The organism is Aestuariibaculum sediminum, from assembly GCF_014596945.1.
Taxonomy (GTDB): Bacteria; Bacteroidota; Bacteroidia; order Flavobacteriales; family Flavobacteriaceae; genus Aestuariibaculum; species Aestuariibaculum sediminum.
This window is the reverse complement of record NZ_JACVXB010000001.1, coordinates 542,398-562,621: the sequence shown is the minus strand read 5'-3', so window position 1 is coordinate 562,621 and position 20,224 is coordinate 542,398. Positions and strand designations below refer to the sequence as shown.

Below are 20,224 nucleotides of genomic sequence, written 5' to 3'. Positions count from 1 at the left end.
TTATTGTTTGTAAAATGAAGTGTTTGTTGTACTTTTTTAGTTATTAGAGGAATAAATTGAATTTTTATTAGTCATTAAGTGTTTAATTGTCTGAGAAGGTTCTTATTTTTGCAGCATGATAGAAGATAAGAATCAACAACGCACGGATTTAGGTACTTTAGGTGAGTTTGGATTAATTGATCACCTGACTAAAAATTTCAAAATAAATCATGAATCTACAGTAAAAGGTATTGGAGACGATGCTGCTGTTTTAGATTTTAAGAAAAAAATAGTGGTAACAACCGATTTGTTGGTTGAGGGAGTGCATTTCGATTTAAGTTATATGCCACTGAAGCATTTGGGCTATAAATCGGTTATTGTTAATCTTTCTGATGTTTTTGCGATGAATGCCACGGCAACGCAAATAACGGTTTCTATAGCTGTGTCTAATCGTTTTCCATTGGAAGCATTGGAAGAAATTTATGCGGGTATTGAAACAGCTGCAAAAATTTACAATATCGATGTAATTGGTGGGGATACAACATCATCTAATAAAGGCTTGTTAATCTCGGTTACTGCGCTTGGTGAGGTTGATAATGAAGTTTATCGTAGTGGTGCAAAACCAAACGATTTGTTAGTTGTTTCTGGCGATTTAGGTGGAGCTTACATGGGGTTACAGGTTTTAGAACGCGAAAAGGAAGTGTTTAAAGTGAACCCCAATAATCAACCAGATTTAGATGCTTATACATATATTATTGAACGTCAGTTAAAACCTGAGGCACGAAAAGATATTGTTAAATTGTTGAAGGATTTAGATGTAAAACCAACATCTATGATTGATATTAGTGATGGCTTGTCTTCCGAAATTATGCATATTTGCAAACAAAGTAAAGTTGGGTGCGATTTGTATGAAGCAAAAATTCCTTTAGATCCACAAGTGATCTCTACTTGCGAAGAATTTAATATAGACAGTACGACGGTAGCATTAAACGGTGGTGAAGATTACGAATTGTTAATGACAATTTCTCAGGAGGATTATCCTAAAATAAAGGCAAATCCAAATTTAACGGTGATTGGTTATATGACTGAATCGAGTGCAGGAATGCATTTAGTAACAAGAGCGGAAACTAAAATTCCTATAAAAGCACAGGGCTGGAAGAATTTTGACGAGTAGGTGTTAGCAATTACTACTATGTATAGGTTGGGTAGTAACTGTTTGATTAAGGTCAAAGCGGTTTTTTACAAGTATAGCATTTTAATAAAGTGAAGGTGCTATATGTTGACGCTGTCTGCGTTCCATTCTACTATGATGAATGCGTTCTAAAATGGCGTTGATTTCCTTAAACTTAGGTGTTAGTTCTGTTAAATTTCCATTGCTGTTTGTGGTAAGCTGCTTTTTACAATGCGAACAGGTGTATTCTTTAACGTGGTAGGTTACTTGTTTAGTAACTTTGAAATTATGACCAAAAAGGTTGCAATACATCTTTGGTATAAAGGCTGATTTGTTAGGGGTTGTTTTCATGGTTTTGTGGTTTAGTGCTTTAAATTTAAGTAAAAACATCTAAAAACAAGACAAAACGCTATAATTTTTCGATGAAATGCATCATAGTAGATGAAAATTCTTTCATATTTTCGATATGGCTCATATGTCCGTCGGGAAACTCTACAAGCTTTACAGGTTTATTAAAGGTTTGATTAATAAGGTTTTTATAATCTAATACAGGGTCTTTTTTGCTTACAATCATGAGTTTATCAATCCCTGAAAGCTCTAAAATGTGTTCTCGATTTGGTCTTGTTTTCATACCTTCCAGCGCAGCTATAATACCTTGTAGAGGTGTGTTTAATGCTTCCTGAATAACTTGCTGTATTTTTTCCGAGAAAATTTCTCTGTTTTTTGGGCGAAATAGGTTGTTAACCGCAATTCTTATGAAGGTCTTATGATTTTGCTTAACGGCTTCAATAGCACGGTCTCTTCCTATTTTACGATCGGGGCTGTCCTCTTGTGCAGTTGAATTCATTAAACAAAGCCCTTTCATTTTGTCAGGATAATTTTCGGCGAAAGTCAAAGCGACATAACCACCCATAGAGTGTCCGATAAACGTTGCTTTATTAATTTCTAAATGATTTAGAACTGCCAAAACATTTTCGGCCATGAGTTCCATGCTGTGTATATAACCTAAACATCCTGTTTCACCATGACCTAACAAATCGATACATATAATACGATGCGTTTTTGAGAATTCCGGTAAAAAGGGCTCCCACATGGTTTTATTTTCTAAAAAACCATGAAGTAAAACAACGGCATTGCCCTTACCTGTATCCGTATAGGCTATTGATATGTTTTTGTATTCTATCGTCATAAACTATATTATGCCTTTACTTTTTTAATAGCCGAAAAGGCTTTGTCTACAAATTCATCTTCAACCAAAATAGTGAATTCGTTGGTAGTTGAAATAACTTCATAAAGTACGATGCCTTCCCAGGCTAGGCGTTTAAAAAAGTGATAATACAAACCTGCTATTTTCGAATTGTCTTCGGGTAAGTTTACGCAGATTGCCGATAAGCCGCTTTGTGATGCTAAAAATGTTTCATTGTCCAGGCATTCTTTTACAAAAGAATCTAGACTGCTCGAAACAATAAGGTTACTTTCGTGTATCCCTCGCGTAAACGTGTAGAAAAGTTTAGGTTCTTGATTTATGCGCTCTAAAATTTTTGCATGGTTATCAATGATGGTTTCTGAATTTTTAACGGTAAAATCGGTTAGGTTGGAGCGTACTGTAATGTCGCCTAAATTTTGCATCACCTTTTTCATTTTTACCGAATTGGTTAAAGTGGTCGGTGGATTGTAGCGTCTCAAGGCCATCATAATAGCGCCAGGTTTAACCTCTTTTTTAAGCATTTTGCTTATCGGTTCGGTTAATTCTATCGCTAATGCACTAAAATTTATAATATTTCGCGATAGCGCTTCTTCTAAATAGGGTTGTGTGATTAAAATGTCTTCAACACAGTTTGATACAGTTTTCATGTTAATTATTTAACAATATGTGCAAAAGTAAACATATTTTTTAATAAATATCTTTTTTAAGGAAAGGAGTTATAGTTTAGCAGCCAATTTAATGGAAATGAAGGATGTATTTTCATTTAAGATAATAAAAGAACACTAAATCGAGTAGGTATTTATTAATATGAAAGTATTAAAATTTGGAGGGACCTCAGTGGGGTCGGTTGAGAGTATTAGTAATGTAAAAAGCATTATTAATGATGGCGAGAAGAAAATAGTTGTATTATCGGCAATGTCTGGTACAACGAATCATTTAGTGTCTATAGCTAAAGATATTGAGGAAGGTCAAGCAGAAGAAGCGGCAAATAAGGTAAATGCGCTTCATGAGACTTATAAAAAGGTTGTTGATGATCTTATTAATACAAATGTTGAATTAAACGCAGACGTAAAATCTCATATCGATAATGTATTTAATTTATTATTAAAGGCGACAAACGCAGCATTTACGCAAACCTTGGAAAATGAAATTCTGGCGCAGGGAGAATTACTTTCTACGTACATGGTTAATGCATATTTAAAGCAGGAAGGTATAAGTTCAACCTTATTACCGGCGTTAAGCTTTATGCGAATAAATGAAGAGAAAGACCCAGACATTAATTATATAGCCGAAAAATTAAATACCGTATACAACCAAGCAGATGATGCTCAAATTTATATAACGCAAGGTTTTATTTGTTTAGATCACGAAGGTAATATCTCTAATTTACAACGTGGAGGAAGCGATTATACAGCGACTATTATTGGTGCAGCTATAAAGGCTGATGAAGTTCAGATCTGGACAGATATAGATGGGATGCATAATAACGATCCCAGATATGTAGAAAACACAAGGCCGATTTCAAATTTATCGTTCGATGAGGCTGCCGAATTAGCATATTTCGGTGCAAAAATTTTACATCCTCAAACGGTAACGCCTGTTAGGGAAGATAATATTCCGGTACGCTTAAAAAATACTATGAATCCCGATGCACATGGTACTTTAATAAATAACAACCACTCGGAAGTTGGAATTAAAGCTATTGCTGCTAAAGATGGTATTACCGCGATTAAAATAAAATCGGCACGCATGCTTAATGCTCATGGTTTTTTAAAGAAGGTATTTGAAATATTTGAAGTATACAAAACATCAATTGATATGATTACCACATCGGAAGTTGCGGTATCTTTAACGATTGATGATAATAAGAATTTAGATAAGATTCTTGTTGAATTAGAAAAAATTGCGACGATTGAGGTTGATAAAAATCAAAGCATTGTTTGTTTAGTAGGGCATTCTGTGGTAAATCATCATGATACCTACAGGTTGTTTCAGATATTACAAGATGTAAAAATTAGAATGATTTCTTACGGTGGAAGCAACAACAATATTTCACTATTAATCAATTCTAACGATAAAATAAAAACACTTAGCAAGCTAAACGATTATTTATTTGAATTAGTCACTCTATAAATTATAATTTTAGTATTGTTAAAAAGGGTCGTTGTAAAACGACCCTTTATTTTTTGTGTGTGTATGTTGAAGTGCGGTTTAACTATTCATTAAATCTTCAATTTCTTCGGCTTCAATAGGAATATTTGCCATTAAATTTAATGGTTCACCTTGGGCCTGAACAACTACATCATCTTCTAAACGAATACCGAAACCTTCGTCAGGAATATAAATACCTGGTTCAACAGTAAATACCATGTTCGGTTGAATAGGTTCGGTTAAAATACCATAGTCATGTGTGTCTAATCCCATATGGTGTGATGTGCCGTGCATAAAATATTTTTTATACGCTGGCCAATCCGGATTTTCGTTTTGTACATCGGCTTTATCTAGCAAGCCTAAACCTAATAATTCTGAGGTCATCATTTTGCCAACTTCAACGTGGTAGTCTGCCCACATTGCTCCTGGTACTAATAATTTAGTTGCTTCATTTTTAACACGTAAAACAGCGTTGTAAACTGCTTTTTGTCTTTCGTTGTAACGGCCAGAAACAGGAATCGTTCTACTTAAATCGCTGGCATAGTTTGCGTATTCTGCGGCGGTATCAAATAAAATTAAATCGCCATCCTTGCATTGTTGATTATTTTCAACATAATGCAAAACATTGGCGTTATTCCCTGAGGCAATAATAGGCGTGTAAGCAAAACCTTTAGAGCGATTACGAATAAATTCGTGAATCATTTCGGCTTCAATTTCGTATTCCCAAACCCCTGGTTTAACAAAGCCTAAAACTCTGCGAAATGCCTTTTCGGTAATGTTACAGGCGTTTTGAATTAAATCGATTTCTATTTGATGTTTTACAGAACGTAAACGTTGTAAAATAGGATTACTTTTTGCAACACTATGCGCTGGGAAAGTTTCTCTTAACCATTTGTTGAATCGGTCCTCGCGAGTTTGGGTTTCAACGTGAGAGCGGTAATGCTCGTTGGTGTTTACATAAACGGTATCGCATTGCGACATGACCTCCTTGAAAATCTTATTAAAATCCTGAAGCCAGTATACAGTCTTAATGCCCGATGTTTCAAAAGCTTTTTCTTTAGTTAACTTTTCACCTTCCCAAATAGCAATGTGTTCGTTGGTTTCGGTTAAGAATAAAATTTCACGATGTTTTGGATTTGGACAGTCTGGAAACAACAATAAAATACTTGATTCCTGATCAACACCACTTAAATAAAAAATATTGCGATCTTGCTGAAAAGGCATAGTGCTGTCCGCGCCAATTGGGTATATATCGTTAGAGTTAAAAACAGCCAAACTATTTGGCTTCATTTGTGCTGTAAAATTCTTTCGATTGTTAATAAATAGAGCGTTGTCTATTGGGTGATATTTCATATTAAAAACATATTTAATTTTGAGAATGTTACAAAAGTACAGAAAGTAAATGTTAATAAATGTTATAATTAGGAATATGGGTATTTATGAAAGTGGATTAACACGGTTTAATTTCAATTATTTAAATTAAAAAAAAAGATCGTTAGGAGTTTATTCGTTATTTTTTTGGAGAAAAATAAGTAAACTACTTAGATTTCTTTTTAATATTGAATAAAAACCGTTGATTAACAAGGTGTTTTTGAGAGTTGTTTTCTAAGTATTAGCCTTCTTTAAAACCATTCTAAATACTTGATAAAACAGGAACTAAAGTTTGTGAAAAATAGGTGTGCTCATTACATTTGCAATTAGATATAAATTAACTTCAAAATAATGAGCGGATTTTTTAAATCTTCGATTGGAAGAAAAGTAGCGATGGCATTATCGGCTTTTTTCCTAATGATTTTCTTATTACAACATTTTGCAATAAACCTGTTATCCGTTTTTAGCGGAGATCTTTTTAATGAAGTATCTCACTTCATGGGTACTAATTGGTTAATTCAATTTGTGATGCAGCCGGTATTAATCTTTGGTGTGGTATTTCATTTCATCATGGGATTTGTTCTGGAAATAAAAAATAAAAATGCCCGTGGCGTTGCTTATGCCAAAAATAACGGAGCAGCAAACTCATCTTGGGTTAGTAGAAACATGATTTGGAGTGGATTGGTAATTTTAGCCTTTATTATTCTTCATTTTATTGATTTCTGGTTTCCTGAAATCAATACGAAATATATTCAAGGCGATATGTCAGGTTTACATGAAGGTATTGAAGGGTACAGGTATTTCCACGAGTTACAGGAGAAATTTGTTAATCCAGCCAGAGTAGCGGCTTATGCTGTTGCATTTGTGTTTTTAGCGATGCACCTTTTACACGGTTTTACATCGGCGTTCCAGTCTATGGGAGCTACTGCAGGAAGAAAGGAAACATTACAAAACATTGGTAAAGCTTATGCTATTATAATCCCTGCTGGATTTATAGTTATTGCTTTATACCATCATTTTAATCATATCCATTAATCATAAGATATTATGGCATTAGATTCAAAAGTACCAAAGGGTCCAATTAAAGATAAATGGACAGATTATAAAAATAAAATTAACTTGGTTAATCCGGCTAACAAACGTCATATCGATGTTATTGTGGTTGGTACTGGATTAGCTGGTGGTTCTGCTGCAGCAACTTTAGCAGAACTTGGATATAACGTAAAAGCGTTTTGTTACCAAGATTCTCCACGTCGTGCGCACTCTATTGCTGCACAGGGGGGGATTAATGCTGCCAAAAACTATCAAGGCGATGGTGATTCTACGTACCGTTTGTTTTACGATACGGTTAAAGGAGGTGATTATCGTTCTCGCGAGGCTAACGTTTATCGTTTAGCAGAGGTGTCTGCTAATATTATCGACCAGTGTGTGGCGCAAGGGGTTCCTTTTGCACGTGATTACGGAGGGTTGCTAGATAACCGTTCGTTTGGTGGGGTATTAGTATCACGTACCTTTTACGCTAAAGGACAAACTGGTCAGCAGTTGTTATTAGGTGCATATTCGGCAATGAACAGACAAATTGCTCGTGGAAAAATTACCATGTACAACCGTCATGAAATGTTAGACGTTGTAAAAATTGATGGTAAAGCCAGAGGAATTATTGCTCGTAATCTAGTAACCGGAGAGATTGAAAGACATTCAGCACATGCTGTTGTAATTGCTTCAGGTGGATACGGAAATGTATATTTCTTATCAACAAACGCCATGGGCTCTAACGCAACGGCGGCTTGGAAAATACATAAAAAAGGAGCGTATTTTGCAAATCCATGTTATACGCAAATTCACCCAACCTGTATTCCGCGTTCGGGAGACTATCAGTCTAAATTGACTTTAATGTCTGAGTCTTTACGTAATGATGGGCGTATTTGGGTACCTAAAAATATGGAAGATGTTATCGCTATTCGTGAAGGTCGTAAAAAACCAACCGATTTAAGCGAAGACGAACGAGATTATTATTTAGAGCGTCGTTATCCTGCGTTCGGTAACTTGGTGCCTCGTGATGTTGCATCTCGTGCTGCTAAAGAACGTTGTGATGCTGGTTACGGTGTTAATGCCACTGGTGAAGCGGTATATTTAGATTTTGCTTCAGCGATAGAACGTTACGGAAAAGAGCAGGCTAAAATTCATAATATTGAAAATCCAACAGCTCAAAAAATCTACGATTTAGGAAAGAAAGTTGTTGAGGCTAAGTATGGAAACTTATTCCAGATGTATGAGAAAATCGTTGACGAAGATCCATACAAAACACCTATGATGATTTATCCTGCAACTCATTATACTATGGGTGGTGTTTGGGTAGATTATAACTTAATGACTACAGTAGATGGTTTGTATTGTATTGGTGAAGCAAACTTCTCAGATCACGGCGCTAACCGCTTAGGAGCTTCTGCTTTAATGCAAGGTTTAGCAGATGGATATTTTGTATTGCCGTATACTATTGGAGATTACTTATCAAATGATATTAGAACAGGAAAAATTCCAACCGATACTAAAGAGTTTGATGAGGCTGAAAAAGAAGTTAAAGACAGAATTGATTTCTTCGTAAATAATAAAGGAGAGCACTCAGTAGATTATTACCATAAAAAATTAGGTAAAATCATGTGGGATAAATGCGGTATGTCTCGAAATGAACAAGGTTTAAAAGAGGCTATGGCCGAAATTAAAGCTTTACGTGAAGATTTCTGGAAAAATGTAAAAGTTCCAGGAAGCGCAAACGAAATGAATCCTGAGTTAGAAAAAGCAGGTCGTGTTGCAGATTTCCTTGAGCTTGGTGAGTTATTCGCTAAGGATGCGTTAAACAGAAATGAGTCTTGTGGTGGTCACTTTAGAGAAGAATCGGTTGAGTTAGATGGTGAGCAAAAAGGTGAGGCCAAACGTAACGATAAGGATTATGCTTACGTTGCAGCCTGGGAATATAAGGGAGAACCTGCAGACGCCGTTTTACATAAAGAAGAATTAGAGTTTAAAGATATTGAACTGAAACAACGTTCGTACAAATAAAATAGACATTATGAATTTAACACTTAAAATTTGGAGACAAAAAGACTCAAATGCAAAGGGTCAAATGGTCGATTATAAAGTTACTGATATTTCAGAGCATATGTCTTTTTTAGAAATGATGGATGTTTTGAACGAACAACTTGTAAATTCTGGAGAAGAGCCTGTGGCTTTCGATCACGATTGTCGCGAGGGAATTTGTGGCATGTGTTCTATGTACATTAATGGAGAAGCTCACGGCCCTGATCGTGGTGTTACTACATGTCAGTTACATATGCGTATGTTTAAAGATGGCGATACGATTACCATCGAGCCATTTAGAGCTGCTGCATTTCCTGTAATTAAAGATTTAGTGGTAGATAGAACAGCTTTCGATCGTATTCAGCATGCCGGAGGTTATATTTCGGTAAATACTTCTGGTAATACGCAAGATGCAAATGCCATTCCTATTTCAAAGCATGCAGCTGATGAGGCTATGGATGCAGCAACTTGTATTGGTTGTGGAGCTTGTGTGGCTACTTGTAAAAACTCTAGTGCCATGTTGTTTGTTGGAGCTAAGGTATCACAATATGCCTTATTACCACAAGGACAAGTTGAGGCTGCCGATCGTGTTCGAAACATGGTAGCTCAAATGGATTTAGAAGGTTTTGGTAACTGTACCAATACTGGCGCTTGTGAAATTGAATGTCCTAAAGGTATTTCTTTAGAAAACATTGCCAGAATGAATCGAGAATTAATGAAAGCGCAGTTTTAATAATTGCTGGCTTTTATCTTATATATAAAAACCCAAGCTTTTGCTTGGGTTTTTTTTGTTAGCTTTAGTGAGTAATTATAAAATGATGAGTAGGTTGTTTGTGCTGCTTATTGCGAGCTGTAGTTTCTGTTTTTTAAGTTTTGGACAAGTCGATGAATCGATCCCGCTTGATGTATTCTCAAAGGAAGCACTTTTAAAGAATGTGGAAAATTTATCTTCGGATGCTTTCGAAGGCAGAAAAACAGGAACACGTGGCGGGCAACGTGCTAGAAAATATGTTATAAATGAATTTACTAAGCGGCAGGTTCAAGCATTTTTTAAATCCTATGTCCAACCGTTTTCATTTACTTACAACGATCAATTTTATGAAGCTTCTAACGTATTGGGCTATATCAAAGGAGCAAAATTTCCAGATAAATTTATTGTTATAAGTGCGCACTACGATCATGTGGGTATAAAAAATGGTGCTATTTATAATGGTGCCGATGATAACGCCTCTGGTGTAAGTGCGTTATTCGCTTTCGCTGAATATTTTAAAAAATATCCGCCTAATTATTCGGTTATACTGGCTGCTTTCGATGGTGAAGAACTAGGACTTCAAGGCAGTAAATATTTTGTAAATAGCTTAGGTTTTAAATTGAAAAAAGTGGTTTTCAATATTAATATGGATATGATAAGTCGCAGCGATAAAAACGAACTCTATGCTGTTGGCTCAGGACATTTTCCATATTTAAAGCCCATTATTAATCAAATTAAACATACCAATAATTTTAAATTGTCTATGGGGCATGACATAGGCGATTGGAAAGATGATTGGACCTATGCTTCCGATCACGCACCTTTTTATAAAAAAGGTATCCCATTTTTGTATTTTGGCGTTGAAGACCATCTGGACTACCATGAGCCAACCGATGATTTTCAAAACATTCAGCCAGAGTTTTATACAGAAGCTGTGAAAGCGATAATGTTGGTATTTCAAAAGATTGATGAATTATCGCTTTAACAGCATCATGCTAATTAATGGGAATGACCACCACCTTCGTCAGCTAATAACATATAGCCGCCTTTGCTTAGAATAGTTTTTCCATTTAAATCTGAAGGATTAAGAATTTCCGAATAAGATTCGTTCTGTAAACCAACAGTTACTTTTACTTTTTCAAAGGTGTAATTAGTATTGGTTTTTTCCTTAACGTAAAGTACGTAATTGGCATTTTCATATTCAATAATGGCTTCATTTGGGAGGGCAGGTTTGTTTACGGAATCACTTATAATCTGAGCTTCCACAAACATACCGACAATAAAATTAGTTTCTTCTTCATTTAAAATATGACCATGAACTGTAATAATTCTATTCTTAGGATCTACCGTTGTGCCTACCAAATGTACCTCGGCTTCAAAGGTTTTGCTTGAAGCTTCAGGAATTTTAAAGGTTATTTTTTGCCCTTTATTCACATTCAAAATATCTTTTTCAAAAACAGCTAATTCTAAATGAATATGTTCGGTATCTATAATTTCCATAATCATATCGGAAGGAGCAACATAAATGCCATTACTCACATTAACTTTAGTGACATGACCTTCTATGGGAGAATATAAGTTTACGGTAGATGTTATTTGACCTTTTTCTACCAATACCGGATTTATATTAAGCATTTTTAACTTTTTTCGTAATCCGTTGTATTCGGCTAGGCTACGTTTATAATCACTTTCTGCTTTTAAGAATTTTTTTTGCGATGTAATTTGTTCTTCGAAAAGGATTTGTTGTCTATCAAATTCAGATTTCAGGTATTTTAATTGTTCTGCAATTTCTAAATAGTGTTGTTGTAACTCTACAAATTCAGGATTTTCCAAACTAACCAATAGTTGTCCTTTTTTCACCTGATCACCAATCAATAATGGTGTTTTTGTTATGTAACCTCCCATAAAACTGCTAATCGTTGCTTTGTTATGCGGTGGTACATCAATAATACCACTGGTGATAATTCCTTTATTAAAAGTTTGAGGTTCTATCGCGCCTAGTGCCATCTCTTCAGATTGAAACTGATCTTGTGTTACGGTTATATGCGCATCTTTATGTACATCATTTTCGTTTTCATGGCTATGAGCTTGTTCTTCATTTTTACAAGCTATAACTGTAAGTAGTGTAATAATTATATAAATATATTTCATGGTCGATGTTTTATTTGATTATAAGGTGATTAATGGCAATTACAGTTTGGTTGTAATGATTCAGGTTATCGAGATAATCTAATTGAATTTCGGTAGCCGTTTCTATACTTTGTATATACTGAAAGAAATCTATTTCGCCTTCTTTAAAATTTCGATTCGCTGTTTTTATGATTTCTATGGAGAGCATTTTACCCTCATTTTCAAAGTAATTTATGGTTTGATTATATTGTTCAAGTTCAGAAAGTAGTCTTTGGTGTTCCGATTTAAGCTTTATCTTATAATTTTCTTGTTCGGCTATTACAGATTCGCTAGCGAGTTTAGTAGCTTTTATTTTAGAAGCATTGCCGCTAAAGAGTAAAGGAATTTTAATACCAAATTGATAACCTATTAAGTTGTCGTTTAACGTTCCGTTTGACCCCTGAAAATATTCAACACTTAAATCTGGTAGGAGGTGCTGTTTTTCCTGTTGGTTTAAAGCTTTATAGTAATCCTTATAATGGTCGTAATACCCCAAACCAACATTGTCATCTACAGAAATTGTTTGAAGTTCCAGTTTATCAATTTTACTATAAGTTTCAGGAAGAGTATCTACCTGAACAAATGCTTTTAGTTGTTCTCTTGCGGCATTAACTTCGAGTAGTGATTGTCTGTATTTTGTTTCTAATTGCTTTTGTTTCGATTTGGCACTTAATGTTTCTAAATAATTGGTTTCACCTAATTCAAATCGGCGTTGTGCCGCTTTGGAAAAATTTCGATACAAACTATCTAAAAATCGATAAGACTCGGCTTTATTTTTGGCATAACTCAATTGATAATAAGCTAAAGAAACATCGCGTTTAAGGGTTTCTAACTTAATATTGTATTGTGTGTTTTGGAGTTTACTTTTTGCTTTGTAAACTTTTTTATCGGCAAAATACAAGGTGGGAAATTTAAATTCCTGACTGACTCCAAATACTTTTAATGGTATACCATTAATCGCCATATTGTTTTCGTCGTAACTGTAAAAGAGCTGTGTTTTGTCAAAATAAAAGGCACTACCAATTAATGATTTGCTTTCTTCGGTTTTTAAAGCACTAGCTTTTAAACTGGCATTGTTTTCAACGGCTAGATTAATGGTTTCGTTTAAGGTAATTGGAGTATTTTGTCCATTCATTTTAAAACATAGACAAAGAATAATAATTGAAGCGACAGATTTCTTATTAATTTTAAAGTTTGTTTTCCCCTCAAACCATGCATAAAGCACAGGTAAAACGATTAAAGTTAAAACCGTTGCGGTAATAAGTCCGCCAATAACTACAGTAGCCAACGGGCGTTGTACTTCAGCACCTGCACTTGTTGAAATGGCCATTGGTAAAAAGCCTAAAGCGGCTGCCGAAGCTGTAAGTAATACAGGTCGTAAACGTTCTCTTGTTCCTCGTTTTATTCGTTCTTCAATATCCTTTATACCTTGTTCCTTTAATTCTTTAAAGTGCTCTATTAGTACGATGCCATTTAAAACAGCAATACCGAATAAGGCTATAAACCCAATACCAGCCGATATGCTAAATGGCATTCCGCGAAGCCATAATAATAATATACCGCCAACGGCCGACAAGGGTATGGCGGAATAAACCATAGCAGCTTCTTTTATCGATCCAAACGCAAAATGTAATAAGATAAATATAAGAATGAGTGCTATAGGGACAACCATTAACAATCGGTTTTTAGCGCTTTGTAAATTTTCAAACTGTCCGCCATAGGTGATTCGATAGCCAGTTGGAAGGGTTATATTGGTATTAATAATATTTTCAATATCATCGACCACCGACTGTAAATCGCGGTTTCTAACATTAATACCAATAACAATTCGGCGTTGCGTGTTATCTCTTGATATTTTTGCAGGACCTGTAGTGTATTTAATTTCGGCTAATTCACTTAAAGGAATTTTAGCCCCTGTTGGAGTGTCGATATATAAATTTTGAAGGTTATCAATATTTGTTCTTTTGTATTTATCTAACCTGATAACCAAGTCGAAACGCTTTTCCCCTTCAAAAATATTTCCAACGGTTGTACCGGCAAAGGCCATGGTAATAATATCGTTTACTTCTGAAATGTTTAAACCGTAACGTGCAATTTTTCTTCGGTCAAAATTAACGGTCATTTGCGGAAGACCCTCTACTTTTTCAATAACAATATCGGAAGCGCCTTCAACATCCTGAATTAATGTTTTAATTTGGTTGGCTTTATTGCTTAAAATCGATAAGTCTTCACCAAAAATTTTAACGGCGACATCAGCCCTTACTCCAGTAATGAGCTCATTAAAACGCATTTCAATAGGTTGAGTGAACTCGACTTCCATGCCGGGAATGATTTTTAAAGCGTCTTTAATTTTGTCGGCTAACTCGTCTTTACTATCTGCCGTTACCCATTGGTCTTTTGGTTTTAGTTTTACAATCACATCACTTTGTTCCATACTCATGGGGTCAGTTGGTACTTCTGCTGCACCAATTCGGCTTACAACCTGCGATATTTCAGGAAAATTATCTAACAGTATTTTTTCTATTTTGGTTGTTATTTCTATGGTTTTTGAAAGTGATGTTCCTGTTTTTAGTACAGGTTGAATTGCAAAATCACCTTCGTCTAACGTTGGGACAAATTCGCCTCCCATGGTAGTAAAAATCCAGATGCTAAAAGCTAATAAACCTGCTGAAAACCCAACAACTACCTTCTTGCTTCTTAAAGCCCAGTGTATGGCAGGTTTATATGCTTTATTTAAAGCGTTCATTAATTTTATAGATAGGTTGTTGTTGCTGTGTTTCACGGGTTTTAAAAATATAGAGGAAATTACAGGAACATAAGTCAAGCAGAGGAGCATGGCACCAATTAAAGCAAAACTAAAGGTCAAGGCCATGGGCTTAAACATTTTGCCTTCTACACCAGATAATGAAAGTATTGGTATAAAAACAATGAGAATAATGAGTTGTCCAAAAATTGCAGAATTCATCATTTTGGATGCACTTTTGTGAGTTATTTTATCAATGTGCTGTTGCTGATCGCCTTTTGTTAAAGCTTGTAATTCCGTTCGTTGACTTGTAATTTGGAATGCTATAAATTCAACAATAATAACCGCACCATCTATAATAATACCGAAATCTATGGCGCCTAAACTCATTAAATTGGCATCGATTCCGAAAATATTCATTAGCGAAATAGCAAATAATAAGCACAAAGGAATAACGGATGCGACTACTAGTCCGGAACGAAGATTACCTAATAGTAGTACCACTACAAATATGACGATGAGTGAACCTAAAATTAAGTTTTCGGCAATGGTAAAAGTGGTTTTGCCTATAAGTTCACTACGTTCTAAAAATTCATTAATGTATACGCCTTCAGGAAGTGTAGTTTGTATTGAAGCTATACGCTCTTTTACCGCTTCAATAACTTGTTTTGAATTGCCTCCTTTTAGCATCATCACCTGCCCCAGAACTTTTTCGCCTTCACCATTTCCGGTTATAGCTCCAAATCGTGTAGCACTACCATAATTTACCTGGGCAATGTTTTTTATATAAATGGGAACACCAACGTTTTTTACAACAATATTTTCGATATCGGCAATGGAATTAATTAAACCTTCACCTCTAATAAAGTAAGCCTTGTTAGTTTTCTCAATATATCCACCACCCGAAATACTATTGTTTTTTTCTAAGGCATTAAAAATATCGAGGTAGCTAATATTCATAGCTTTTAACTTTTCTGGATTTATGGCTACTTCATATTGTTTTAAGTAACCCCCCCAGGTGTTAATTTCTACAACACCGGGAATACCGGAAAGCTGGCGTTTTACAATCCAATCTTGTATGGTTCTTAAATCGGTTGTACTGTATTTGTCTTTAAACTCTGGTTTTACATCCAAAATATATTGATGTATTTCGCCCAAACCAGTTGTAATGGGTCCCATTTCTGGTGATCCAAAGCCTTTTGGTATTTTTTCGGATGCCGATTTTATTTTCTCGGCAATTAACTGGCGCGGCAAATAAGTACCCATAGCGTCATTGAATACAATTGTAACTACCGATAAACCAAATTTTGAAACCGACCGTATTTCTTCAACACCAGGTAAATTGGCCATTTCCAGTTCTATAGGGTATGTAATAAATTGTTCAACATCTTGAGTAGATAAGTTGCGTGTTGTGGTTATAACCTGCACCTGATTATTAGTAATGTCGGGCACTGCTCCAATAGAAATTTGGGTTAATGAGAACAGACCAAAACCGAATATAAATACGGTAAAAAGTATAACGATTAGCTTATTTTTTAAGCTAAATTTTATAATGTTTTCTAACATAATTTGCTTTAATCAAAATAATTAATGAGGCTATTTTAAAACATTTAAATTTTAAAATAGTTAAGAAAAAATCGAGAAAAAACTAAGCAAATTTTGGCGGTTGAAAAACTGAAGGTTTTTCGAATATAGAAACCGATTCTTTATAGAAGAAATTAACCGGGCTTTCAATAACCTCGGTGTTTTTGATGTTATATGAAAACTGTTGTGTGAGTATTAGTGGCGAGTTTAAATGGCATAACACATGATGATGCTCTTTAAAAGGTAATTTTTTATGCTCGTCAGGTTTATCGTCGTGATTGGCAGCAGTATTGCCATAATGCTCTGCTATGAATTGAAAAAAATTATCGCCATGAACTTGCTTATGGTATTGGGCATGTTCTATTAGTGCATCGAATTTTAATAGGTCATTAAAATTGATATCGATACTCTGTAAAAGAATCAAAAATGAAAATAATATGACGGTTAACCTACTCATAATTAATTACAATACTACAAAAAAATATAAGTAAAAGGTGTTAATTTCAGTTTAAAAGTAGGCTTTTAGTTGTATCGTGCCAGTATGAATAACGTTGCTGGTTTCTGTTTTTCGGCCATAATAACTCAGGTTTAAGTCTAAAAATGTTGTTAACTTTTTTTGAGCCAATAAACTCCATGTGAAGTTTTTACCAGGTTGTAAACCCTCCAGCATCTGATATGCTACAGGCGTGTTTGCGTTACCATTAAAAGCGTTTGAAAAGTAATTGAATTCTCCAATAATTGAGCTTTTATTTGTGTTAGCAAATGTGAAAGATGTACCGTATTTCGATTGCTTTAAGGCTTCAAAATTTCCAATTGTATTCTCCTTATTTGCATATTGGTAGTAGATATCAAACCTTGAGTTGTCGTTAAATAAATACGATATTTTTGGACTTAATCTTGTTTCGTTAAAATTGTAATTTTTACTGAGAAAATTTTCACTTAAACTTTCATTATTTTCAAAGTCAGATTGTAAATTAATAAGCCAGCTTTCAACAATTTTATGATTAAAATTTAATTGATGGCTTTTAAGGGCATTTTCGATAAATCCGGTAGAAAGTAGATTTCGAGATCGGTTTGATAAAAACGTATACGATGTGGTGTAACGTTGTTTACCGCGATTAAAGAATAAAATATTTCTAAAATTAAGTTGAAGCCCAAGTTGATTACTTTCATTAGTTTCAAATGGATTTAAATTAAAGCCATGACCTTCGCGTTTTAACTTTCGGTCTATTAAATAGCTGGTTTGATTATAAAAATGAGACCATAATTTATTTAATCCGCTATCGCTTTGCGACCATTGTGCCGGGTTAATGGTTAATGTCTGACTTATGCGGTTTTGATGTGTTTTGATATATACCCGATTAGGTAATAAAACACGAATGTATTTTCCTTGATCCTGAAATTGAGCAATTTCAAATTCTTCAAGTTCTTGAATGCCATTACCGTTGTAGTCTATCCACGTATAACTTCCTTGTCCAGGTTCTACTTCTACATACGTAAAATCTTGCTGAGGTAAAGTTCCAGAATTAGTTTCAAAAAGAGTGTTCCAATGAATGAGTTGTTTAAATAGTTTTTGACTGAATTGTAGTCTTGAGTTTATAGAGTTTTCATCGGAAATGTTGAGGTCTATGTTTTTTAAGGTGCGGTAATTAGCATATAAAGCAAGCGTGGTATTTTTATTTTGTACTAAACGGGTGTCTAAATATATGGTATTAGATGTGTTTACTTTTTGAATTTCATTATTTCTAATACTATCATTTATTCGGTGTTTAAAGCCTATTTCTGTAAAAATCTTTGTGCTATCGCCCACACCGAAAAAAAGTTCGTAGGATTTAAATTTCTGACTTAAGGGCGTTAGTGAGTCGGTTGTAATGTTACGTTGCTCATTATCTTCAATGGCTAATTTAGTGCCTAACCAACTTTTTCTCATGTTGTAAGTTATGCGATTAAACGACCTTAAAAATGTGGAGGCATTCTGTGTAGAATTTGCGTCTAAATAACTGGAATTGGAATATATACTTAATTTTCCTAGCAATAAATCGGTGTTAATTAAATGCCGGTTACCATTAAAAAAGCCGTTGTAACCCAAATGTTCAAACTTATAACTAAGGTTTCCTTTTTCGGGGTGGTAGGTGTTTATTCCGGTACTCAATAAATTCTGATTATTATAATCGCTAAGAACAGGTTGACCATTTAAAGAGCCTAAGTTCCAATCGCGATTAAATTCGGCGTTGTACAAACGTTGAATTGTATTAAAGTTTTTTTGAATGAAATCGCCATCTGCAAACACATTTATATTCCATAGGCTATCTGTTTTTATAATGTTTTGGGTAATTTTTAGTTTTCCTGCAATGCCATCATTATTGTTGTCGTCCAGATTTGAAAATAGATTTAAATCTTTCTTGCTGACTGCTAATTCAAAAGCCATATGAGTTTTTTCAGTAGGTGTGAAGCTACCATTCACTACTGCTATTTGTAGTTTAGTCGGTGCTATTAATTGAACAACAGGCGCATAATTTCCCTGAGGAACACCAAGTTGAGGTTCTATGTATTCGTAAATATTACTTATAGCGTTAGAGTTGCTCAGGATATAATTACCCTGGTTTGGGCCGACTTGCGAAAATGTTACACGGTATAATTGGTCGTCGGGATTATTTGAGAATACAAAAGCTTCAACCCCGTTAATGAATTCTTTTTTATACAAAATACGGTTTTCATTATAGCTTTCCTGTATTTCCGATGGAGCAACCATAGCGTTTCGGTTATCGCCAGCCTGCGATAAAATTTGTACCTGTTCTTCTGAAAGGTTTTGTTGTAAAGGCTGATTTTTAGCATCGTTTTCAGAATAGACCGAAACACCGATTTTTAGTTTTTTGCTTTCAAAACGTCCGCCTCCATAAGCGACTAAGCGTGAATAATTACGTTCGCTGTATTGATAATCGACAGTAATACGCATTTCTGAAGTTATCGGATAAGTAGAGTTAAAAATGATTTCGCCAGCGTTATAATCTATAATGTAGTCTTCTTTTTCTCCGCGTTTTAAGGGGCTTCCGTTTACATAAACGGTTTCACTTCCGGATACGATTAGTACAAATAATTCTCCATTTTGCCCCTGTAATTTATAAGGGCCTTGGTTCCCTTCCTGAGCTGTAAATTGACTTCTGGTAAACTGTCCGCGAACCAAAGCTCCCGATGCGAATAGATTCGTTTTTTTGTTTTCTTCGCCTAAGTTTGCCCGCACTAATAAACCTTGTACTCGTTTTGAAAAGTTAGCAAAATATGAGTTATTATTTTCTAAGTCGATATCACCGGCACGTACATTCCAGGTGTCACTAAACAATTCAATAAAAATCTGATCAAATTCATCTAGGCGCTGACTGTAGCCACTTTCTTGTAACGGAATATTGGCATCCTGTATGGAGGCACGAAGTGTTATTTTTTCATTTAGTTTTCCTGATATCTGTAAATCCAATTCGCTATTAAGTACCGAATTTTGGTTATTGCCAACCGTTACGCCTCTGGATATACTCCCCGAGGTTGTTAAGCCATCGAAAGGCGTGTAGTTATTGGAAGTATTGGGTTGCTTTAGTTGATAAAGCGTTTGCACATTATTCGTGTTATCAACAATAATGGATTCATCTAATTGCTTATAGGTTTTAGTTAAAAATTCGGGAAAGTTTAGATAATTTATAACAATCGAATCGTGTGCTATACTTTTTTTGAAATACAACATCGCTTTGCTAAAATCCACCGTATAATATGTAGAGTCAATTACGGTATTGTTTAAGGTATTAATTGAAAAATAATTAGAATTAATACTCACCGAATCAATTGCAATAGTATCGCTTACAGCAACCGTCTTTTGTCGGTAATTAGAGGTTTGTTCTTGAGCCACAACCCAAAAACTAATAAAAAACAAAAAAAGGAAAACTGTAAATTTCATTTGATACTTAAACCGTAAAACGTTTAAAATATTTTGTAAATAGTTTTTGTTAAATGAACTGCAAAAATGTAGTGTAA

14 protein-coding genes are annotated in these 20,224 nt (G+C 34.7%); 6 read left to right on the top strand and 8 right to left on the bottom strand.

The features are described 5' to 3' along the window. Positions 1-115: 115 nt before the first annotated feature. Complete coding sequence (gene thiL, locus ICJ83_RS02635) at positions 116-1,153, top strand: thiamine-phosphate kinase (RefSeq protein ID WP_188228798.1); 1,038 nt, start codon at positions 116-118, stop codon at positions 1,151-1,153. A gap of 81 nt (positions 1,154-1,234) precedes the next feature. Here the strand turns inward: thiL and ICJ83_RS02630 are convergent, their stop codons facing one another. Genes ICJ83_RS02630 through ICJ83_RS02620 form a run of 3 tightly spaced genes read right to left on the bottom strand, consistent with a single transcriptional unit; the run spans position 1,235 to position 3,004 of the window. Next, positions 1,235-1,501, bottom strand: a complete 267-nt coding sequence (locus ICJ83_RS02630; RefSeq protein WP_188228797.1) for a hypothetical protein — start codon at positions 1,499-1,501, stop codon at positions 1,235-1,237. Positions 1,502-1,559: 58 nt separating this feature from the next. Then, a complete protein-coding gene (locus ICJ83_RS02625; RefSeq protein WP_188228796.1) occupies positions 1,560-2,339 on the bottom strand; it encodes an alpha/beta fold hydrolase in 780 nt (259 codons plus the stop codon). Between the two features lie 8 nt (positions 2,340-2,347). Further along, positions 2,348-3,004, bottom strand: a complete 657-nt coding sequence (locus ICJ83_RS02620) for a hypothetical protein (RefSeq protein WP_188228795.1) — start codon at positions 3,002-3,004, stop codon at positions 2,348-2,350. Positions 3,005-3,164: 160 nt separating this feature from the next. On the opposite strand from ICJ83_RS02620, the gene ICJ83_RS02615 reads away from it, so the two are divergent. After that, a complete protein-coding gene (locus ICJ83_RS02615) occupies positions 3,165-4,490 on the top strand; it encodes an aspartate kinase (protein ID WP_188228794.1) in 1,326 nt (441 codons plus the stop codon). A gap of 78 nt (positions 4,491-4,568) precedes the next feature. Here ICJ83_RS02615 and ICJ83_RS02610 read toward each other — a convergent pair whose 3' ends face one another. Beyond that, on the bottom strand, positions 4,569-5,861 hold the full coding sequence (locus ICJ83_RS02610) for an aminopeptidase P family protein (protein WP_188228793.1): 1,293 nt from the start codon (positions 5,859-5,861) through the stop codon (positions 4,569-4,571). Positions 5,862-6,230: 369 nt separating this feature from the next. Here ICJ83_RS02610 and ICJ83_RS02605 point away from each other — a divergent pair, with 369 nt between their 5' ends. Genes ICJ83_RS02605 through ICJ83_RS02590 form a run of 4 tightly spaced genes read left to right on the top strand, consistent with a single transcriptional unit; the run spans position 6,231 to position 10,693 of the window. Continuing rightward, positions 6,231-6,914 (top strand): succinate dehydrogenase cytochrome b subunit, encoded by a 684-nt coding sequence (locus ICJ83_RS02605; protein WP_188228792.1) that lies wholly within the window; start codon positions 6,231-6,233, stop codon positions 6,912-6,914. A gap of 12 nt (positions 6,915-6,926) precedes the next feature. Next, positions 6,927-8,939, top strand: a complete 2,013-nt coding sequence (locus tag ICJ83_RS02600; protein WP_188228791.1) for a fumarate reductase/succinate dehydrogenase flavoprotein subunit — start codon at positions 6,927-6,929, stop codon at positions 8,937-8,939. Positions 8,940-8,949: 10 nt separating this feature from the next. Then, complete coding sequence (locus tag ICJ83_RS02595) at positions 8,950-9,690, top strand: succinate dehydrogenase/fumarate reductase iron-sulfur subunit (protein ID WP_188228790.1); 741 nt, start codon at positions 8,950-8,952, stop codon at positions 9,688-9,690. A 40-nt stretch (positions 9,691-9,730) separates the two neighbouring features. Continuing rightward, positions 9,731-10,693, top strand: a complete 963-nt coding sequence (locus ICJ83_RS02590; protein WP_223154571.1) for a M28 family peptidase — start codon at positions 9,731-9,733, stop codon at positions 10,691-10,693. A gap of 14 nt (positions 10,694-10,707) precedes the next feature. Here the strand turns inward: ICJ83_RS02590 and ICJ83_RS02585 are convergent, their stop codons facing one another. The 4 genes from ICJ83_RS02585 to ICJ83_RS02570 form a co-directional block, all read right to left on the bottom strand. Then, positions 10,708-11,859 carry an efflux RND transporter periplasmic adaptor subunit gene (locus tag ICJ83_RS02585; protein ID WP_188228789.1) on the bottom strand — a complete coding sequence of 384 codons (1,152 nt, stop codon included), beginning with the start codon at positions 11,857-11,859 and terminating at the stop codon, positions 10,708-10,710. A gap of 10 nt (positions 11,860-11,869) precedes the next feature. Beyond that, positions 11,870-16,186, bottom strand: a complete 4,317-nt coding sequence (locus ICJ83_RS02580; RefSeq protein ID WP_188228788.1) for a CusA/CzcA family heavy metal efflux RND transporter — start codon at positions 16,184-16,186, stop codon at positions 11,870-11,872. 82 nt (positions 16,187-16,268) lie between these two features. After that, positions 16,269-16,661: a hypothetical protein gene (locus tag ICJ83_RS02575; RefSeq protein WP_188228787.1), complete on the bottom strand. Its 393-nt coding sequence runs from the start codon at positions 16,659-16,661 to the stop codon at positions 16,269-16,271. 51 nt (positions 16,662-16,712) lie between these two features. After that, positions 16,713-20,147 carry a hypothetical protein gene (locus ICJ83_RS02570; protein WP_188228786.1) on the bottom strand — a complete coding sequence of 1,145 codons (3,435 nt, stop codon included), beginning with the start codon at positions 20,145-20,147 and terminating at the stop codon, positions 16,713-16,715. Positions 20,148-20,224: the final 77 nt, after the last annotated feature.

Bases quoted from the DNA above. Each gene is read 5' to 3' on its own strand.
- thiL (WP_188228798.1), top strand. From the start codon at position 116: ATGATAGAAGATAAGAATCAACAACGCACGGATTTAGGTACTTTAGGT.
- ICJ83_RS02630 (WP_188228797.1), bottom strand. From the start codon at position 1,501: ATGAAAACAACCCCTAACAAATCAGCCTTTATACCAAAGATGTATTGC.
- ICJ83_RS02625 (WP_188228796.1), bottom strand. From the start codon at position 2,339: ATGACGATAGAATACAAAAACATATCAATAGCCTATACGGATACAGGT.
- ICJ83_RS02620 (WP_188228795.1), bottom strand. From the start codon at position 3,004: ATGAAAACTGTATCAAACTGTGTTGAAGACATTTTAATCACACAACCC.
- ICJ83_RS02615 (WP_188228794.1), top strand. From the start codon at position 3,165: ATGAAAGTATTAAAATTTGGAGGGACCTCAGTGGGGTCGGTTGAGAGT.
- ICJ83_RS02610 (WP_188228793.1), bottom strand. From the start codon at position 5,861: ATGAAATATCACCCAATAGACAACGCTCTATTTATTAACAATCGAAAG.
- ICJ83_RS02605 (WP_188228792.1), top strand. From the start codon at position 6,231: ATGAGCGGATTTTTTAAATCTTCGATTGGAAGAAAAGTAGCGATGGCA.
- ICJ83_RS02600 (WP_188228791.1), top strand. From the start codon at position 6,927: ATGGCATTAGATTCAAAAGTACCAAAGGGTCCAATTAAAGATAAATGG.
- ICJ83_RS02595 (WP_188228790.1), top strand. From the start codon at position 8,950: ATGAATTTAACACTTAAAATTTGGAGACAAAAAGACTCAAATGCAAAG.
- ICJ83_RS02585 (WP_188228789.1), bottom strand. From the start codon at position 11,859: ATGAAATATATTTATATAATTATTACACTACTTACAGTTATAGCTTGT.
- ICJ83_RS02580 (WP_188228788.1), bottom strand. From the start codon at position 16,186: ATGTTAGAAAACATTATAAAATTTAGCTTAAAAAATAAGCTAATCGTT.
- ICJ83_RS02575 (WP_188228787.1), bottom strand. From the start codon at position 16,661: ATGAGTAGGTTAACCGTCATATTATTTTCATTTTTGATTCTTTTACAG.
- ICJ83_RS02570 (WP_188228786.1), bottom strand. From the start codon at position 20,147: ATGAAATTTACAGTTTTCCTTTTTTTGTTTTTTATTAGTTTTTGGGTT.